General features: G+C 50.4%; 17 protein-coding genes. 16 read left to right on the top strand and 1 reads right to left on the bottom strand.

From position 1 onward, the window contains the following. Positions 1 to 58 precede the first annotated feature (58 nt). Positions 59 to 1,633: a diguanylate cyclase domain-containing protein gene (locus tag BM322_RS09190; protein ID WP_075429854.1), complete on the bottom strand. Its 1,575-nt coding sequence runs from the start codon at positions 1,631 to 1,633 to the stop codon at positions 59 to 61. 236 nt (positions 1,634 to 1,869) lie between these two features. On the opposite strand from BM322_RS09190, the gene BM322_RS09185 reads away from it, so the two are divergent. From BM322_RS09185 to BM322_RS09110, 16 genes are all read left to right on the top strand, one after another. Next, positions 1,870 to 3,111 (top strand): GGDEF domain-containing protein, encoded by a 1,242-nt coding sequence (locus BM322_RS09185; RefSeq protein ID WP_075429852.1) that lies wholly within the window; start codon positions 1,870 to 1,872, stop codon positions 3,109 to 3,111. 65 nt (positions 3,112 to 3,176) lie between these two features. Then, entirely contained in the window at positions 3,177 to 4,088 is a 912-nt protein-coding gene (cpaB, locus tag BM322_RS09180) for a Flp pilus assembly protein CpaB (protein ID WP_075429850.1), read from the top strand. An 11-nt stretch (positions 4,089 to 4,099) separates the two neighbouring features. Next, entirely contained in the window at positions 4,100 to 5,641 is a 1,542-nt protein-coding gene (locus tag BM322_RS09175) for a type II and III secretion system protein family protein (protein ID WP_075429848.1), read from the top strand. A 35-nt stretch (positions 5,642 to 5,676) separates the two neighbouring features. Beyond that, positions 5,677 to 6,537, top strand: coding sequence for an AAA family ATPase (locus BM322_RS09170; protein ID WP_075429847.1), 861 nt, complete (start codon positions 5,677 to 5,679; stop codon positions 6,535 to 6,537). A gap of 14 nt (positions 6,538 to 6,551) precedes the next feature. Continuing rightward, positions 6,552 to 7,658, top strand: a complete 1,107-nt coding sequence (locus BM322_RS09165) for a MinD/ParA family protein (RefSeq protein ID WP_075429846.1) — start codon at positions 6,552 to 6,554, stop codon at positions 7,656 to 7,658. 5 nt (positions 7,659 to 7,663) lie between these two features. Continuing rightward, on the top strand, positions 7,664 to 8,623 hold the full coding sequence (locus BM322_RS09160; RefSeq protein WP_075429845.1) for a type II secretion system F family protein: 960 nt from the start codon (positions 7,664 to 7,666) through the stop codon (positions 8,621 to 8,623). Between the two features lie 42 nt (positions 8,624 to 8,665). Then, entirely contained in the window at positions 8,666 to 8,893 is a 228-nt protein-coding gene (locus BM322_RS09155) for a Flp family type IVb pilin (protein ID WP_075429844.1), read from the top strand. 98 nt (positions 8,894 to 8,991) lie between these two features. After that, positions 8,992 to 9,435: a TadE/TadG family type IV pilus assembly protein gene (locus BM322_RS09150; RefSeq protein WP_177220852.1), complete on the top strand. Its 444-nt coding sequence runs from the start codon at positions 8,992 to 8,994 to the stop codon at positions 9,433 to 9,435. A gap of 207 nt (positions 9,436 to 9,642) precedes the next feature. Further along, positions 9,643 to 10,962 (top strand): CpaF family protein, encoded by a 1,320-nt coding sequence (locus BM322_RS09145; protein WP_075429906.1) that lies wholly within the window; start codon positions 9,643 to 9,645, stop codon positions 10,960 to 10,962. A 13-nt stretch (positions 10,963 to 10,975) separates the two neighbouring features. Further along, the gene (locus BM322_RS09140) at positions 10,976 to 11,953 is read left to right on the top strand and encodes a type II secretion system F family protein (protein WP_075429842.1); all 978 of its coding nucleotides are present in this window, start codon (positions 10,976 to 10,978) and stop codon (positions 11,951 to 11,953) included. Between the two features lie 55 nt (positions 11,954 to 12,008). Further along, positions 12,009 to 12,761, top strand: a complete 753-nt coding sequence (locus BM322_RS09135) for a hypothetical protein (RefSeq protein ID WP_143102222.1) — start codon at positions 12,009 to 12,011, stop codon at positions 12,759 to 12,761. Between the two features lie 12 nt (positions 12,762 to 12,773). Beyond that, a complete protein-coding gene (locus BM322_RS09130; protein ID WP_075429840.1) occupies positions 12,774 to 14,426 on the top strand; it encodes a TadE/TadG family type IV pilus assembly protein in 1,653 nt (550 codons plus the stop codon). A gap of 112 nt (positions 14,427 to 14,538) precedes the next feature. Next, positions 14,539 to 14,976, top strand: coding sequence for a hypothetical protein (locus BM322_RS09125; protein WP_075429839.1), 438 nt, complete (start codon positions 14,539 to 14,541; stop codon positions 14,974 to 14,976). 100 nt (positions 14,977 to 15,076) lie between these two features. Continuing rightward, a complete protein-coding gene (locus BM322_RS09120) occupies positions 15,077 to 17,875 on the top strand; it encodes a sigma 54-interacting transcriptional regulator (RefSeq protein ID WP_075429838.1) in 2,799 nt (932 codons plus the stop codon). A 333-nt stretch (positions 17,876 to 18,208) separates the two neighbouring features. Next, on the top strand, positions 18,209 to 18,640 hold the full coding sequence (locus tag BM322_RS09115; RefSeq protein ID WP_075429836.1) for a PTS sugar transporter subunit IIA: 432 nt from the start codon (positions 18,209 to 18,211) through the stop codon (positions 18,638 to 18,640). Continuing rightward, on the top strand, positions 18,640 to 19,116 hold the full coding sequence (locus tag BM322_RS09110; protein ID WP_075429834.1) for a mannose/fructose/sorbose PTS transporter subunit IIB: 477 nt from the start codon (positions 18,640 to 18,642) through the stop codon (positions 19,114 to 19,116). Before BM322_RS09115 ends, BM322_RS09110 begins: the two co-directional genes overlap by 1 nt. Positions 19,117 to 19,152: the final 36 nt, after the last annotated feature.

Genomic DNA, 19,152 nt, shown 5'->3' with positions numbered 1-19,152 from the left:
ACACAAAAGGAGCTGTTGCTACGGGCAACAGCTCCTTTTGTGTTATTGCGACTTATCGTCATTCGTCACCGGCAATATGATAGCAGTCGCGGCCCTTTTCTTTGGCGGCGAAAAGAGCAAGGTCAGCGGCATGGAAGAGGTGATTGTATGTCTTGCCGTTTTGCGGCGATATGGCAATGCCGATGCTGGCACTGATACCGACATTGGTTTCCCCGACGGTAAGATTGCGGGCTAGCTGGTTGATTTCAGCAGCTTTTCGTTTGATGATGGTCAAATCATTCTGATGGTCCATGATGACGACGAATTCATCGCCATCCAGATGCCCTACGCAGTCATAGGTACGGAACAGTTCTTTGAGACCATGCGCAAATTTCTGCAAGATGCGATTGCCGTACTGATGGCCTTCTTCTTTCGTGGCTTTCGTGAAGTTGTCGAGATCGATGAGGAAGATAGCCATCATGCCGGGGGCGTAGGATTCCTCATATTCTTGCAGGCGCTGGCGGCAGACACTTTCCACAGCTGCCCGGCTGGAAAGGCCTGTCAGCGGGTCGAGTTCCGCTTCTTGTTTCAGGCTGCTGCGCATGGTGCGGATTTCGTTGATGGCAGTGGCCATTTCGCCAAGTTCATCTTCGGATAAGATATTGAGTTTCTTCTCATCATCATTTCCTCTGACAATATCCGTGATCACCTTGCAGATCTGGCGGAGGGGAATGGTAATACGGTTGGCCATGATATGGGCGAAGAAACTGACGATGATCAGCAACAGTATGCCCAGGAGGCCCAAATGAATGACTTCATCATTGGCAGCCTTGAAAACCACCCGGCCTGGCTGGGTGGTGGCGATAATCCAGTTGGCCAGCGGATTGCGTTGGCACGTCACGAAGGTATCCTCGCCTTGCAGTTCGATGCGGGCAACGCCGGAATCATTGTCCATGACCCGGAGGAGTTTCTGGTAGTAATCATTATCCTTGTGTTCGCCATCGGTTGCCTCGAGATTGGAATGGGCCACAATCTTGTTGGCCTGATCCATGACGATGACGGAGAGACCGTCATGGGCCTGGCTGAGGATGAATTCCTGCAGGTTGTCTACAGACAGATTGCGCTGCAGCATGCCGATGGGACGATGATTGTCATCGAAGATCGGAACCTCGATGACCACGATCATCTGGCCGGTGGACATGCTGTTGATGACTTCCGAGACATAGGGATGTCCTGCCATGGCTTCCTGGAAATGATGACGCTGGGTTACGTTGACCAAGGGGGCGTTATCGCTGCGCATGATCTGCTGCCCGTGAGCATCCGTAAGTGCTGTCAGATTATTGTCGCGGAACAGATCATCGTTGTTCTTGAGCAGTTGCCGTATGACTGCCTCGTCGGCAGGATTGGGCGAAGCGGTATAACGTTTGATGGTAGGCGCGTTGGCCAGTGTGTGCAGGACATAGAAATTATTCTGCAGGATATCGGTCAGATGTTCATTGACGATATTATTGTTCAGCATACCGGTGTTCTTAGCGTGCTGTTCCATATGATTGGCCAGGCGCAATCCGCCGTAGAGGATGACGGCTATCAGAGGTATCATGCCCATCAGTATGAATATCAGGAACAATTTCTTGTAAATGCTTTTTTTGCTCATGCCCTTGCACCTCTTTTGCTCGATTATCCGATAATTTAGATATTTATAACATTATACTCCTGTTGTACGATTTTTTCTATGGCTCAGGATGATTTTGTTTCCATTCAAGCATAAGGTTTTCCTTATACCGGGGTGTGGAAAAATTTTATTGTTTACAGGCAGGTATTTTTTTTTTTTTCTCGAATTATATTAATGATTCAAAATTCACTGAATTGGCAAAGGGGGCAGGAAAGCGTATGTACTATTATTGCTTGATAGATTTCTTGGCTTTGCTGGTACTGCTCATTACCAATCATGATGTCCTGCTGAAAAAGCCAGAGTCAACAGACTCGGTGACTCAAAAGCGTTACCGCTATTTCCTGTATGCGGTTATCGCTTATTATTTTACCGATATGCTTTGGGACTGGTTGTATATCCGCTCCTGGATCAGTTGGCTGTATGTGGATACAGAAATATACTTTGTCGTAATGGCAGCAGGAATCCTGCTCTGGGCACACTTCGCGGTGGAGTATTTGGGCAGCCGGACAGATTTCAGCAGACTGCTGACTTATGCCGGACGCATCTTGTTTATCTATGTGATCATTGTCACGCTGCTGAACCGTTGGCAGCCTGTCATGTTCTGGTTTGATGAGCAGGGTGTTTATCAGACCGGTATTGCCCGGGAATTCATGTTTGTCTTTCAGGTGGTGCTCTTGCTGTTGACTGCCATCTATACACTTTCGGTCTCGTGGCACAGCGTGGATAGGAAACGGCAGCGTCATTTGACTATCGGTCTTTCGGGGCTGATCATGATGGTTTTCGTGGCTGTGCAGATCTTTTTCCCGACGTATCCGCTCTATGCAATCAGCTATATGCTGGGATGTTGCCTGCTGCGTACCTTCGTTATTGAGAACGAACGGGAGGAGTACCGTTGCAGCCTGGAAATCTCGCTGGAACGGGAGAAGAAACAGCTTCAGGAGTTGAAAAACGCTTGGAAGCTGGCTTATACGGATGCACTCACTGGCGTCAAGACAAAACTCGCCTATCTTGAGAAGGGCGAGCAGATTGACAGGCAGATTGCTGCTGGTACGATAAGGGAGCTGGCGATTGCCGTCTTTGATGTCAACGACCTGAAACGTGTCAACGATACCTTGGGGCATGATATCGGTGATGCATTCATCAGAAAGGCCTGCCACTTGATCTGTGAAATATTCAAGAAAAGCCCTGTGTATCGTGTGGGCGGGGATGAATTCGTAGCAATCCTGGAAAATGATGACTATGAGAATAGGCACCGATTGCTGCAGGCATTCAATCAGCAGATAGAAACGAATCGTTGCAAGGGTGCCGTTGTCATCGCGGTGGGGATGGTTGAATACAAGCCTGACGAAGACAAAAGCTATAAGAGGATCTTTGAACGAGCTGACTTGCAGATGTATCAGCGGAAGCGGGCTTTGAAAGAGCAGGCTGGAACAGCTGAGCTCGGTTATGAAAGAACCTGAAAGTATATAGATATCTATTATAACTATCTATCATCAAGCTTTATACAGAACAGAAGGTGTTGCCAATGTTTTCCAAGCTAATGGATGTATTGAATGATTTACAGCCCAGACAGTTATTGATGCTGGCCGGAGTAACAGCAGTGGTGATGTTTCTAGCCGTTTATCTTGCCTTGTCCAGCATGATGGCCAAGGATGAGGGGAAGACGAAAGTAGCTCCTGTGAAACAGATGCTTACTACGCAGGTGGTGATGGCCAAGGAAGATATTCCCTCCCGTGCTGTCATCCAGGAGAGCATGCTGGAAATGAAGGAAGTTCCTGCGGAGGCTATTCCCCGCGGTGCTATGATGAGCCTGCAGGATGTAGTGGGACAGCCGGCGGCGTCTACCATCTATGCTGGTGATGTGGTTACCCTGTCGAAATTGATAGTCGATAAACTGAAAACAGGTTTTGTGGCTGAGATACCGGAAAACTGCCGGGCCGTGTCAGTGGGCATCAGCGAGATTACTGGAGTCGCAGGTTTTGCTAAGCCGGGAGATTATGTGGATGTAATCTTGGTGGAAAAGGGAAATCAAGGCGCGACCAGCCGTTTCTTACTGCGGAATGTCCTGCTTTTGGGAATCAATCAGGATACGGCACAGGAAAAGGATAGCAGCAAGACGGATAGACCCAAAGCCAAACCGGCAATAGCTACACTGGCTTTGGCACCTGATGATATGCTGCAGCTGATCTCAGCCGCAGCTGTGGGCGAGATCTATCTGGCCCTGCGTCCTTTCCATACGAATGATACGGGGAATTTCTTGGATACCTACACCCTCAGATCGGTCAAGGGGAGCGAAGTGGTGAAAGCTCCGGCTCCGGCAGCTGCGCCAGTTTATGCAGCACCGGCATCGGTGTCAGCAGCACCTAGTGCGCCAGCGGCTCCTCGCGTATCGGCAGGTTATGAAATCATCCAAGGGGATAAAGTCATTGCAAAGTGAGGGTGGATGGTATGAAAAGGAAAGTATGGGGAAAGATCATTGGAATCATGGCAGGTATCTGCTTGTTGTCATCGCAGGTTTCAGCAGCGGAGCTGCTGTCGGTGGGCGTTCATAGTTCCCGTTACATATCCATGCCTACCCCGATTATCCGCATTGCCATTGGCGATCCGGATATCGCGACAATCGTGCAGGTCCCGTCCTCAAGATCAGAATTCATGGTGGTGGCCCATCGTGCAGGTACTACTTCCTTGATGGTATGGGGCGAAGATGGGGCGCGCTATGAATACGTTGTGGGCGTGTCCCCCGAGGATGAGGGACAGGCGAAAGTCATCGAAACGGCCATCAATCTGCCGGGGGTACGTGTCAAGATGGTAAATGGCAAGGTACTGCTATCCGGTACGGTGGAGAATCAATATGAGCGCAATTATGCGGTAAGGACGGCCCAGCTCTTCGTGAAGGAAGCAGACAAGGCTGACAGCATCAGTGTGGGCAGCAATACCAATGTAAGCTTGAGCACCCAGAGCTCCACGAAGGAATCGAAATCCAGCACGGTGGGCGGAAATAATGGGGCCGACGCTGGTTCGGTTATCGATCTTCTGCATATGCGGCATCCCTCCCAGATAAAATTGGAAGCTCAGGTCATTGCCATAAATCCTGAGGAGGCCAAAGATTTGGGCGTGGTCTATGGTTCGGCTTCAGGTACAGACCTGCTGAGCTCGCCGGGCATATTCTATGCAGGTGAGTCCTATGGAAGTGACGGGACCCCATTCCGCAATAATCCTTGGAAGTGGCTGACAGAACATCGGGCTAATATCAATATGACCTTGAGCGCCTTGGTTACCCAGAGCAAGGCCAAGATCCTTTCCCGGCCCAGCATCACGACCATGAGCGGGGAGGCCGCGGTCATCCAGGTGGGCGGCGAGATTCCTTACACCACGCGAGACAGCAACGGGAATCCTACCACAGAGTTCAAGGACTACGGTATTATCCTGCAGTTCAAGCCTGTGGTTGATGCAGGAAATCGCATCGTAGCTTCGGTCCATACTGAGGTGAGCATGCCCAGCGGTCAGACCGTGGACAAGCAGCCCATTCTTGACCGGCGGCGGGCGGATGCCGTAGTGACGGTAAATTCAGGTTCTACCATGGTCATTGGCGGTTTGATGGATTCGCGGGATTATAAGACGGTGCGGAAATTCCCCTTCCTGGGGGATATTCCCGTCATTGGGGAATTCTTCAAATACACGTCCCATTCCCAGGATAAGCAGGAGCTGATTATCCTGGTAACACCGCGGCTGGTGGATGAGAATGATGTGTCGATAGGACGCATGTCCAAGGATATGCAGGAAATCTATCAGCAGGGGAAAAAGGAAAAAGAGGATATGAATCAGGTTGACCTGAATGAAGGAACGTCTCCAAAAGATGAGCGTAACGCGGAGACGAAAGCTGTGGATGCGGATCAGGAAAAGGCTGATTCAAGGCAGGCAGCGGCAGAGATGGCTCAGGAATCCATATTGGGAAAATACCTGAATCGCGATAGTCTGCCCCGCAAGTAAGTGCAGGGATCTTGTGAGAAGGAGTGGTTAATGATATGGAAGGACATAGAAGTATCATTATTGCTGTTTTCAGCACATCATCCGGCAGCGGGAAGACCATCACAGCTATAAATCTGGCAGCGGGATTAGCGGATGAGGGTTATCGGACTTGTTTGGTGGACCTTGACTTGCAGTTCGGTGATGTCATGGGGTATCTGGACATGGTCAGCGATTTTACGCTTGCTGATGCCCAACGGGCTATCCTGAGAGATGAAGAATGCTTTCAGGTTGAGGATTACTTGACAGAGTACAGATGCGGAGATGTGTCCTTTGCGGTAATGCCTCCCCCACGAAAAATAAATGATGCATATCAGATAAATGTGGAGGCAGTAGAGAAAATCATTGGTTCCATGAAGGGGTTCAACTTCATCGTGCTGGATCTGACAGCGGCATTCAGTACCCTGAACTTGTCGATGCTGGATATGAGTACCGTGATCAATTTCGTCGGGGTCATGGATTTCCTGCCTGCAGTGAAGAATTACAAGGTGGGGTATGATACCCTGTTGCGTTTCGATTATGAGGAAAGCAAGATCTGTTTGGTGGAAAATCAGGCTGATCCTGACCGCTACATAAAATCCAAGGATGTGGAACGGCTTTTGGGGACAAGGTTTTACCATCATCTGCCCAGTGATGATCAGGCGGTGACCCATTCCATCCGCATGGGAAGGCCGTTGATGTATTCCGTTCCCTTGTCGCCTTTGACCCAGAGTTATTGGCAGCTGGTGGGGCGTTATACCAACAGGAGCAAGCCGCATCAAGGAGCCCGGCAGCGGGAACAGGGAAAAAAGGAAAAGAGCAGATTGCTTTCCTGGCTTATGGGCCGTACTGGCTGGAAGACGGCACAGAACACGAAGTAAGGCAGGTGACCTGGATGAGTTATCGTGTGATTCTCGTTGAACATGACAGTGATATGTTGTCCCGGCTGGCGGGAGTACTCAAGGCTGATGATGAATTCGATCTGGCATCTACCTATCATGATGCGGAAACGGCCTATGGACAGAGCAGTGTCTTCCGGCCTACGCTATTCCTGCTTGATGTGGATGATCCCGAGGCTGTAGAGCGTATTCCTAGTTTCGTCAAAGACTTTCCCAAGGCTATGGTATTGGGCTTGATGGAGAAGTGGGATGCTGGCACGGCAGACAGGGTGTTGGATGCTGGGGGCAGCGGGTGTATCCTTAAACCCTTCAGGACTGTTGATATCATGAAGGCGTTGGAGATCTACAAGCGGCGGGGGCAGGCATTACCGACCCGCACGTTGGCCTTCTTCAGTCCGAAGGGACATTCGGGCCGTACGACCATGGCTGCCGTCATGGCCATTGAGCTGGCGAAAAGAAGCGGTGAGTCTGTGGCTATTATCGATGCTGATCTGCAATTTGGGGATGTGGCTATGTTCTTTGATGCTGTACCACAGCACAATGTGGTCGAGGCATCTCATGATATAAAACTCCTGACACCCTCGACTTTGGGACACTATTTCCATCAGGTGGGAGAAGGGGTGTGGATCATGAGTGGTCCTCTGCAGCCGGAACACGCAGAGCTGGTGGAAGCTGACCGGCTTATTGAAGTAGTACGGATGGCGGGAAGCTTGTTTCGCTATGTGCTGCTGGATCTGCCCATGGGGTTCAATCCTATTTCGCTGGCACTGGCGGAGTGTGCGGACACGGATATTTTGGTGTCTATGCTCCGAAGTGGCTACGAAGTTCGCCATGTGAAGCGTTCCCTGAAGCTGTTCCATATGTGGGATTCTTATGGCAAGCGCATTTATACCGTGTTTTCAGGCGTGAAGAATTGTAATGAATCCCATAAGCGGAAATTGGAAGGAGAGATGGGAGGGCCGGTAACGATGATACTGCCGGAGGAGCGGCGGATTGTGGATGTTACAGGCAGTGGCCGCATCATGAAGGATTTGCCAGAACATGCGCCCTATGTGCAGGCTTTGTCAGATTTTGCGGATGATATTGTCAGTGGCAGGAGGTGAAGCCTATGGTGATTTTTGCAGCTGTGATAGCGGCGCTGGCGGGCTTTATTCTCGTTCTGTTGCTGACGGTGTATATCCAGCACATGCGGCGGATGAATATTTTTTATCGTATGCGTCGTCATCATATCATAGCGTCGGGACAGGCCTCAGAACAGACTTATTGGTTTGACAGCCTGCGCAGGCTGCTGAGCAAGGCTGCTTCCCCCCTGGCCGAGCAAGGCCCTATACATGCCTTGGATTTCCGCATGCGTCAGGCAGGGATACCTTTGCTGGGGGGAGAGTTCCTGATCTTATTATCTGGTTTTGGTTTGGCGGTAGGTTTACTGACTTGGATGCTGACATTGGAAGTTGGCATGGCTATGCTTATGGGGGTGATGGCGGCCGCTGTCATCTGGGGCTTTGTGAGCTGGCGAATCTACCGTCGCCGCAATGCTTTTACGGAGCAGTTGGGAGATTGCCTGACAACCATCGCTAACGCTTTGCGGGCAGGGTATAGTTTCCCTCAGGCAGTGGGGGTAGTATCCCGGGAAATGGAGCCGCCTATCCGTGATGAATTTGCGCAGGTATCCCGGGAACTGGCCATGAGCGTGCCCTTGGAGGCGGCGCTTGAGGCTATGGGGCGCCGGGTCGGCAGCGGAGATCTGGATCTGGTCATAACAGCTGTGCTTATCCAACGGGAAGTGGGAGGCAATCTGGCCCAGATCCTCGATAGTATCAGCGATACCATCCATGAACGTATCCGCATGAAACGGGAGATTTTTACTCTGACGGCACAGGGGCGGTTATCCGCAGGGTTGTTGCTGATACTGCCATTTATCCTGGCGTTGTTCCTGTATGTGTTCAACCGTGAGCAGCTGATACTGCTGGTTACTGACCCTATAGGGCGTATGGCCTTGCTGGTGTCATTGATATTGGAGGTTATCGGCTATGTGGTTATTCAGAGGATTGTCCATATAGACGTATAATTCATACAGCAAAGTGATATTTTTTGAAAGGATGTGGAGAATATGTTACAGCGTATTGAGAAGAAATGGTCGGAAAAGGGACAGGGCATAGTGGAGTATGCTTTGATCTTGGCGTTCGTGGTGGCCATTGCCGTCATTGCATTGAAGGACAATGGTACTATCGGGCAGGCAATCCAGAATCTATTCCAAAGTACGGGCCAGAAGATTGAACAAGCTGGTGGCTCTAATAGCACTACGGATAATAATAATGCGAATACTTCCAATCCGTAAGGAATGTTATTGGAAAATGGGATTGCTGCAACAGGGGGAAGGCGGGGATTTCCCCGCTTTCTTTCTATGAAGCGGATACAACCCAGGAGGTGATGGTGGTGAAACGACAAAAAGGGCAGTCTGTGGTGGAATTCGCCCTGATCATACCATTATTTCTTCTCCTGATATTGGGCATGATATACGGTGGCTTTGCTTATGCGGATTATCTGCAATATAGTACGGCCGTGCGGGAGGCAGCCAGAGACATAGCGATGCAAAAAGCAGAAAAGCGGGTAGCTATTGCGACGGGACTGAATGGCAACAATAATGCAAGTATGGTCAAGAAATACGCCGATCCGCTGACCAAATTGTATGATGCGAAGTTTTCGGTCACCCTCCAGGAAAGCACTACGGAAGAGCCAGGATTCGTAACGGTCAGCGTGGAGCTGAACCTGAATGAGGAGCTGGGCGGCAGCGGGTTCCCAGCTAAAGTCTTGCCGAAAAAACTCAAGCCACTGCAATGCACCATGCCCATAGAAAAGGACTTGGATCATACAGAGTAGGGTGGTGATTGGATGTCGCTCTTAAAGCGTTTGGGAAGAACCAGGGAACAAGCCATTGAGGAAGTAGAAAGACGTGGTGAAAAAACGCAGGCAGAAAGCGGGGAGAAACGGACAGGAAATGTCAACCGCAAGGGGGATGCCTGGCAGACAGAGGAAACGGATACCTATTCCCGACTGATCGAGAAAACCCCTTCCACGCAGCCGCAAATGGCCTCAGCCTTTGCAGCCCGGCGTTCTGCTATCGTGCAGATCGATCAGATACAGGAACTGCGCTTGGCTATCCATCGTCGTATCGTGGATGAAATGACGGTGGCAGAACAACAGTTGATTGCCCAGGGCAAAGAGGCTCGGGAACAGATCAAGAATCTGATTTCTACCTACTTTGAACGGGAAATGGCCACGAATAATTACAGCTTATCCAGAGCCGAGCGCATGGCACTGGTGGACGATATCTGTGATGAACTGTTGGGGTTAGGGCCTTTGGAGCCGTTGCTCAAGGATGGATCCATCACGGAAATCATGGTAAACGGGCCACAGGATGTTTTTATCGAGAGAGATGGCAAGCTGCTGCTGTCTGATACCCGCTTTTATGATGATGCGCATCTCATGAATATCATCGAGAGGATATTAGCACCTTTAGGACGGCGGGTGGATGAGGCATCACCTTTGGTGGATGCTCGTCTTGCCGATGGTTCCCGTGTGAATATCATCATCCCGCCGTTGTCATTGATTGGGCCAGCCGTAACCATCCGTAAATTTTCGCAGACGGCTTTATCTGTGGAAAACCTGGTGGGGTATGGCACCTTGAGCGAGAATATGGCGGTCTTCCTGGAGGGATGTGTCAAGGCACGGCTGAATATCCTGGTGGCTGGCGGTACAGGTTCTGGTAAGACTACTACGCTTAATGTATTGTCTTCCTTCATTCCAGCTACGGAGCGGATTGTCACCATTGAGGATGCGGCGGAATTACGGCTGCAGCAGCGTCATGTGGTGACGCTCGAATCCCGCCCTGCCAATATCGAAGGTACTGGTGCCGTTACTATCCGCGATCTGGTGCGCAATGCTTTGCGCATGCGTCCTGACCGTATTATCGTGGGTGAAGTTCGTTCTGGTGAGGCTTTGGATATGCTGCAGGCCATGAATACTGGTCATGATGGTTCTCTGACCACAGCGCATGCCAACAGTCCGCGGGATGTGCTGTCCCGCTTGGAAACGATGACCTTGATGGCAGGCATGGAGCTGCCCGTGCGGGCAGTCCGCACGCAGATCTCTTCGGCTATCAATTTGATCATCCAGCAGTCCCGTCTGCAGGATGGCAGCCGCAAGATTACCCATATAACTGAAGTCCAAGGCATGGATGGAGATACCATCATCCTGCAGGAATTATTCCGTTATGTGCAGGATTATCTCGATGATCATGGCAGATCGGTGGGACATTTTGAAGCTACTGGCCTGCAGCCGAATTTTATGGAAAAATTCCGGATCAACGGCGTGCAGCTGCCTGCGAATATTTTCAGCAAGGACTGAAGGAGGCGTTACCATGATAGTCTTAGCAGCGGCATTGATAACCGCATTGATTATGGTGATGTTGTTTCTTTTGGTTTATGCTGCCCGCAGGCCCCAGATGCAGACCCAGCAGCATTTGGAAAAGATGATTGCTGAGGCCGAAGCCCAGCGGAGAGCCGCTAAGCGTCAAAAGCGGAAGCTCGTGGAACCGGGGAAGATTGCCGATTACAATAGCGTGCGGGAACTATCCTTCCGGGAGCGCGTTATCCATCCTTTGGTGATGTCCATAGAGTCATGGCTGACACATTTTGCCCCGCGGGAAATGCGTACGATGTTAGAAGAGATGCTCATGCATTTGGGGGTGCAGGAACAGTGGAGCGTGAATCGTCTGGCCGCTGGCTGGGTATTAGGCGTAATGGCAGGAGGCATGACCTCCCTGGCCGTTATCTATGGATTTTCACCGCTGCATATGACCCAGCAGATTGCCATCGTGGGGCTGGGGGTGCTGGCGGGAGCAGTGATTCCGTTCCTGTTGTTGCAGTCGGCTATCAGGCAGCGGAAGGCGGCAATAAGGCGGCAGCTGCCTGAGTTCCTCGATTTCCTCTGTGTCAGCGTTCAGGCGGGGCTTTCTTTTGATGGTGCTGTAGCCAAGATCGTGCATCGCATGAAGGGACCTTTGATGGATGAGTTCCGGCGGATGCTCAGGGATATGGGGCTGGGCATGAATCGGCAGAGAACCTTGACCCAACTGGCTAAGCGCTGTGATATTGAGGAAATCTATCTCTTTACAGCATCTGTGATACAGGCCGAGCATCTGGGCACCAGTATGTCCAGGACGCTGAAGAATCAGGCGGACAATATGCGGGATCGTCATCGGCAGAGGGTGAGAGCTATTGCCTTGAAAGCCCCTGTAAAGATTATCTTGCCTATGATCTTGTTTATCTTTCCTTCGATTTTCGTCATGGTGGTTTTCCCAGCCGCATTAACGCTGCTCAAATCACTGAATAGATAGAGATGTTTTACTGAATGGAGGTGCGGGCAGGATGCTGATAAAGCTACGTGAGATCATGCGCAGTGAAAAGGGACAGTCGCTGGCAGAATGGGCTTTGGTAGCGCTTTTTGCGGTAGGGGTGTTCTATTTTTTTCGCGAATCCAGTCTGCTCTCGCAGGTAAGAGGATCCTATGATAATGTTGGACGTTATTTAAGCAGTACACCTTCCACAGAGCAGGCAATCAATAAATATGGGAAAATAGCAAATTCTGTGCTGAGGCAGGAAAGCAATGACCTGCGTATCGCTCTCGATAAAACATCCTTGCAGAATCTGGCTGGGGTCTTTCTGGGGAAGACAAAGGCTGAAATCAACGCCATGTTGACGGGGAATGCCAATTTCAATAAATACAATCCTAACCAAGCCTTGAATCAGGGCACGCTGCTTTTTGACTATTACATCAAAAGCACAGGCGATGGAGAAGACGGTGCTGTCAGGACTGTATTTGATAATGGCTTGGTTGCTAAGGATAACCTGCTCAATTGGATGCAGGGGAATTATACCCAATTCCAGTCGACGGAAAAGACCCGGGAGTCGGATTGCCGGTACTTTTTTTCCGATGACCTGATCGATCCTTCCGGCGTCTTGAATGGTACACCACATCAAGCGGGCGAATATGCGGTCAGTGTCCGCTGTACTTTTGCGTTCAATAGCCAGGGGCAGGCCGAGAGTGTCCGGATCTGGGCTACCCGCAATAAGAAGGATACAGAGACTGGCCAATGGATCAGGAATGAGACGGATGGGCTGATGAATATTGTGGTTACCAAATAGGGGGGGAGAATCATGAGAGGAAAACAAGCCGAGAAGGGGACGGTGATTGTCTTTGTCGCTCTCATGCTGCCATTTTTGATTCTCTTTGCAGGTGTGGCGATTGATATTGGCCGTGCGTATCTGTATAAATCGTATATGCAGAATGCTGCTGATGCAGCCGCACTGGCTGGGGCAGAAACGGTCAGTGGACAAAAGGCCCGATTGGTAACAGGGACTGACGTGCCCGTCTTGGGACAGTATATAAAAACGGAGCCGAGTACAAAAGCGGATAACGGGGCCAAAAGATTCCTGGCTATGGATACCGGCAGTACGTGGAACAATGAGGGACAAAATATTACGACGGAACTGCGCAAGGAAATCAATCTCAAGAAGAACAGCCCTGTCTTGAAGAATAGGGCTGTTAATTATTACTATAAAGTGACATTGTCCGATGATATGGAGTTCCAATATGCGGCAATGTTTTTGCCCAAAGCGCTGATGCCTAAGGATTGGAAGGTTAAGGTGGAGGCGTGGGCGATGGCGAATAACAATCCCTTGGCGGGGATTGACTTGCTGACCCAGATGTCGGAGGTAGCAGCGGCAGACACATATTCGACCTTTCAGGATTTGCAGGCGTATTATAAAGGGAAGTCGTATGATCATATCAAGGCGATAAGCTTTACCAATCCAGGTCCTGCCTATCATGCGGATGGTACCCGGCAGGAAGTCTTTTCTATGGATGGAACAGCGGCAATAAACAACAATATGAAGAAACTGCTGATAAATTTCAAGCCCGATATCACTGCTACACAAAAATTGACAGGGAATTGGGATTTGGACAAGGTGCTCAATATGAGCAATGATGATGTACGGCAATATTTTTCTGATCATGGGATGAAAATCACCAATTGGCAGCTGATCGACAGTTCAGGCAATATCATCGAGACAAAGGAAGGCGGTACGGAATGGTGGGGAAAATTCTATGACAAATTGAAAAAAAATTTTGGTGAGACTGTGGCGGCAACTTTGCTGAATGCCCGGATAGCTTCGATAATCAATGTGATCAATCCTTATGAGGTGCGGGATGTGGAAAATTTGAGTGCGGATGAGGTTTCTTATAGCGTGTATACAGATAGCCCCAATGAACTAGACCCGATGTTTGTCCGCATTGAAAGTGAGGAATATAATACGGCCAGTGGCAGCAACTGGGTCACGAACACGGTGCGCGATATCCAGATCAATATCAAGGAGACGGCGGATAATACGGGAAAATCCATCATCACGGGAAAATATCTTTACCGGCCAATAGCGTTCTTCTATGATGGCCCAGTGGGCGAAGATAATGAGCGTGGTGTGGGCCGCAAGTCCAGGACGCTGACGTTCAATTTGGAAGCCGATTTTCGTGGTATCCTTTATGCGCCCAATAGCCCGGTGCATGTAATAGGGAATAACCATAAGTTCTCCGGGATCATCATAGCGCAGAGTATCGTAGATGCAGAGGGAAATATCATACCTATGCCAGAAGAGCAGAATGCAGATACCAATGGAGAATTGCAGTCGTTCTATACGCAGATGGGCTTAGGCGATGCTCAGTATGATGATTTTGGGATAGTAAGGCTTACTGTCTATGATGATCCGCAGAAAGATGTTGTCTATCTGACGTCCAGAGCGAAGATAACGCTGTAGGGAACAAAAGGATACGAATATTCAAGTTTTTAATGCGTTTCTTGGGATTTCAAGCATAATCTGTGCTACAATAAAATAATGATAGTGTATCAATACAGAGGAGGCTTTCAATATGAAGAAATATATTGTGGTTTTGTGTATGGCCTGCCTGCTGGCTTTTTCAGCTAGTGCATTGGCAGCGACGCCGGATGCTGCAGCATTGTCGGGAGAACAGGAAACTGCTGTCAAATGGGTGGACGCGATGCTGGTAAAGCAGGACGCGGCGGCAGGTATCAAGCTGATGGGGCCGCAGGCACAGAAGAATATCCAGGCGGACAAGCTGGGCAAGAGCCTGTCGGAGCTCAACCAGAAGTTCGGCAAGTATCAGGAGTCCAAGTTCATCAGCTGGACGCGTTTCGATCAGGCGGATCAGATGATCTATCTCATGCGTTTTGAGAAGGAACAGCTTGTGCGCTGTGAGCTTATTTTCGACAAGAAGGGGCAGTTGGAGAACTTCTCGTTAGCCGCGCTCAAGGAGAACACGAAAGAGCAGAAAAAAGATAAGAAATAAGCAAAAGCTATTTACGGCCGGCAGTCGATACTGCCGGCCGTTGCTATTTTCTGATACACTGCTATAATAAAAAATAGAGTATCAGAATGGAGGAATACGGATGAAACGCAGCGAGCGCATCTACAATTACATCCAGGAAAGATCAGCGGCTTATACGAAAGAGCAGCTGAAAGGGCAGGTGGGGTTCGACGCACAGGAGATTGCGGCCGCCCTCGATATCCTGCGCAACAATGTGTCCAAGGAGCTCAACGAGCTGCATCGGCAGGACCGCATCGTCAAGTTCGCAGGCCGTCCGGTGCGCTATTTTGACAAGGAGACTCTCGAAAATCTGCTGGAGACGGATTTTGGTGTGGGGCCATGCCAGTTCCAGGACATTGGGGAATGCCGTGAGGCCAGCGGGGACAGTGAGGCGGATGCCAATCCGTTTGAGCATCTGATTGGTGCCGATAAGAGTCTCAAGCGGCAGGTGGAGCAGGCCAAAGCGGCTATCCTCTATCCCCCCGATGGCCTGCATACGTTGATTGTCGGCCAGACAGGCGTCGGCAAGACTCTGTTTGCGCATATGATGTTCGCCTATGGCAAGGCCATGCATCGCTTTGACAGCGAGGCGCCGTTCATCACCTTCAACTGTGCGGATTACTACAACAACCCGCAGCTGTTGATCTCGCATGTGTTCGGTCACATCAAGGGCGCGTTTACCGGGGCGGATACGGCCAAAGCTGGCCTTGTGGAAGAGGCTGATGGCGGTGTATTGTTCCTCGATGAGATTCACCGTTTGCCCCCGGAAGGGCAGGAGATGATTTTCTACTTCATGGACACGGGCACATTCAACCGCCTGGGCGAGACGACGCGCAGCCGCCGGGCTAAGGTGCTGATAATCGGTGCGACAACGGAAGACCCGAATTCGGCCCTGACGCGTACCTTCGTGCGCCGCATCCCGAATATCATCACGATCCGTCCCTTGGCGGAACGCACGCTGGAGGAGCAGCTGGACATACTCAAGCTGCTCTTCATGGATGAGGCGCAGCGGGTCAAGAAACCGGTGCGCATCAGCGTGGAGTCGGTCAAGGCTTTGATCGGCAGCATCGGCAGCGGCAATGTCGGCCAGCTGAAGTCCAACATCAAGCTCCTTTGCGCCCAGGCATTCCTCAACGGTATTGACAATCCGAACTATATCGAGGTCGATTTCAAGATGCTGCCGGGCAATGTCAAGGATGGCCTGTTGACGCTGTCAGCTAATCGCCAGGCATTGGCTGAGCTGACGAAATACGTGAGCGAGCCGCTGGTTGTTTCGCCGCCGGGAAGGAAGATCCAGCTTGAGGATGAGAATGGCGGCGAAGGCGGCTTCAATCTGTATCAGGTGGTCGAGGACAAGGTGGCCCTCTTGAAAGGCGAGGGCATCAGCGATGAGCTGATCAAGCAGATTGTCGCGACCGATGTAAATGTCTATGTCAAAGACCTCTATAATAAGAAACATTCGGTCAACATGACGACGCGCGAGCGCTTGCTCAAGATTGTGGATGAGGCCCTCGTGGACTTTTCCGAGCAGGTGTCGCTATTTGTACAAAAACGGATGAACCGCAGTTACCGCGACCGTTTTCTCTATGCCTTCAGTCTGCATCTGTCGGCATTCCTCAAGCGTGTCAAGTCGAAAGAATCCATCCCTTATACGGAAATCGAGGGTGCTATCCCCCAGGATTCCAAGTGCCTGCAGGTGGCTGTCGAAATTGGCGAGATGGTCGAAAAACATTACCATCTGAAGGTGCCGCGCAATGAGATCGAGTACATCGCCCTGCTGCTGGAATCCTCTGATGATGACGATCTCGATGAGAAGGTAACCATCCTCGTGGCAACCCATGGCAAGAGCACGGCCAGCTCGATGGTGGATGTGGCGCAGAAACTGTTCAGCTCGACCGATACGAATATCATTGCCGTGGACATGCCGTTGGAGGTCAAGCCACAGGAAATCTTTGACAAGACGGCAGCCATGTTGCAGGCGATGAAGTGCACCAAGGGGGTACTGATCCTTGCTGATATGGGATCGCTCTGCAACATCGGCTCGATGCTCGCGGAAAAACTCAAGATCCCTATCCGCACGCTCGATATGGTATCGACGCCGCTGATCCTTGAGGCCATGCGCAAGGTGGACATCGCTGGCATGGATCTTGACAGCATCTACGAGTCGCTACGCAACTTCAAGGGCTATGAGGCCGTGGATTCGACGGAGACGGTGGCCACAGGCGAAAATGGTCCGGAGGCTATCGTGACCATCTGCTCGACAGGGCAGGGCGCGGCGCTTAAGCTCAAGGCATTGGTCGAGGACATCCTGCGCAATGCGGGCCGCGCGGTGGAAGTCATACCGATTGGCTTGGTACATATGGATGAGCGCATCGAGGAAATCGCGAAAAGCTATCATATCGTAGCAGCTGTCGGCATGAAAAAGCCGCAGGCGCAAGTGCCGTTCATTTCCCTGGAACAGCTCATTGATGGTACCGGCGAGCAGCTGCTCAATGAGCTGATGCTTGACCGCAAGATCAGTATGGTGCCTAAAGTCAAAAGCAATATGGTGGTACAGAAACTCTGTGAGGAATCGCTGCAGAAGTTCCTGACTTATCTGAATCCAGCCAAGATCATGGGCTGCCTGCTGGAATTTGACCGGCAGCTTGAGACAGAACTCAGCATCAAGCTTTCGAATCCGCTGCGTATCCGTATCATCGTTCACTGTGGCTGTGCACTGGAGCGTATCGTTACCCGCAGTCCGCTGACCTATAAGGGCGATAAGACGGCTGTCGATACACAAAAATTCGAGGCAGTAAAAAAAGCGGCCAGAGTATTCGATAAGACACTAAAGCTGCGTTTCGATGAAGATGAGTTCTATTTCATGGCTGATATGATATAAAACAATAAAGAAAATACGCAACATGATACACTATGGCGAAGAAATACGCCATAGTGTATTTTATTTGGGTATATTTTATTTTCTGACAGTATCAGAGCGTATCAAAAAGTATATGGAAGTGTATTAATAGTGTATCAATAGTATCGGCGGTAAAAAAATTTATCTGAAAAAACCCTGTAAAATCAAGTGAAAGAAGAATTTTTTGTTTTGATACACAAAGTTGGCACGCGGATTGCATTATATAGGGGCGTAAGGCAAAAAGCCAAAAACATTCAGATTCGACCAAAAATGAAAATGGTTATATGGGGAATGAATTCTAAGGAGGTACTTTAAATGTTTGGTATTATCGTTGGTACGCACGGCATCTTTGCGCAGGAGCTTGTGAAATCCTGTGAAATGATTTGTGGCGAGCAGAAAAATGTTCGTGCCGTAACGCTGATTCCGGGCGAAGGGCCGGATGATGTCGTCAAGAAGTATGAGGCTGCGATTGCAGAGCTCGATTGCGACGGCGGCGTCCTGTTCCTGAATGACCTGTTCGGTGGCAGCCCGTACAACGCAGCTTGCCGTCTGGTTATCAGCAATGAGAACTACGGCATCGTAACAGGCGTAAATCTCCCGATGCTTATCGAGATGTGCAGCGCCCAGATGATTGATGATGGTTCGGATATCCAGGCTCTGATGGAAAAAGCTGTAGAGGCCGGCAAGAACGGCACGCAGACGTTCCATGCCAGCCAGATTTCCGATGATGAGGAGGAGGACTTATAATGAATATCGTATTAGCAAGAATTGATGACCGTCTGATCCATGGCCAGGTTGCCACGGTCTGGTCGAAGGTAACGGGCTGCTCGCGCATCATCGTCTGCGATGATGAGGTAGCCAAGGACACGATCCGCGCAACGCTCTTGAAACAGGTTGCTCCGGCTGGTATCAAGTCCCATGTCGTTGACCTCGAGAAGGCAGTCCGCGTTTATCAGAACCCGAAATACGAGAATGAGAAATGCCTGCTGCTGTTCACGAACCCGACCAGCGTTCTCTACATGGTTGAGCATGGCGTTGACATCAAGAGCGTCAACATCGGCGGCATGAGCTTCAAGGAAGGCAAGCATCAGATTACGGGTGCTGTCTCCGTTGATGACAAAGACATCGATGCATTCAATAAGTTGAACGAGAAAGGCATCGAGCTGGAGATCCGTAAGGTTGATACGGACAAGAAAGTTATGCTGATGGATGTCCTGAAATAAGGATATTCTTCATATGACTGGCAGGGAGTTGTTTGG

This window comes from Selenomonas sp. GACV-9 (genome assembly GCA_900116485.1).
In the GTDB taxonomy this organism is placed as follows: Bacteria; Bacillota; Negativicutes; order Selenomonadales; family Selenomonadaceae; genus Selenomonas_A; species Selenomonas_A ruminantium_G.
Note: the sequence above shows the minus strand (reverse complement) of the source record. Positions and strands in the feature narration are given on the sequence as shown.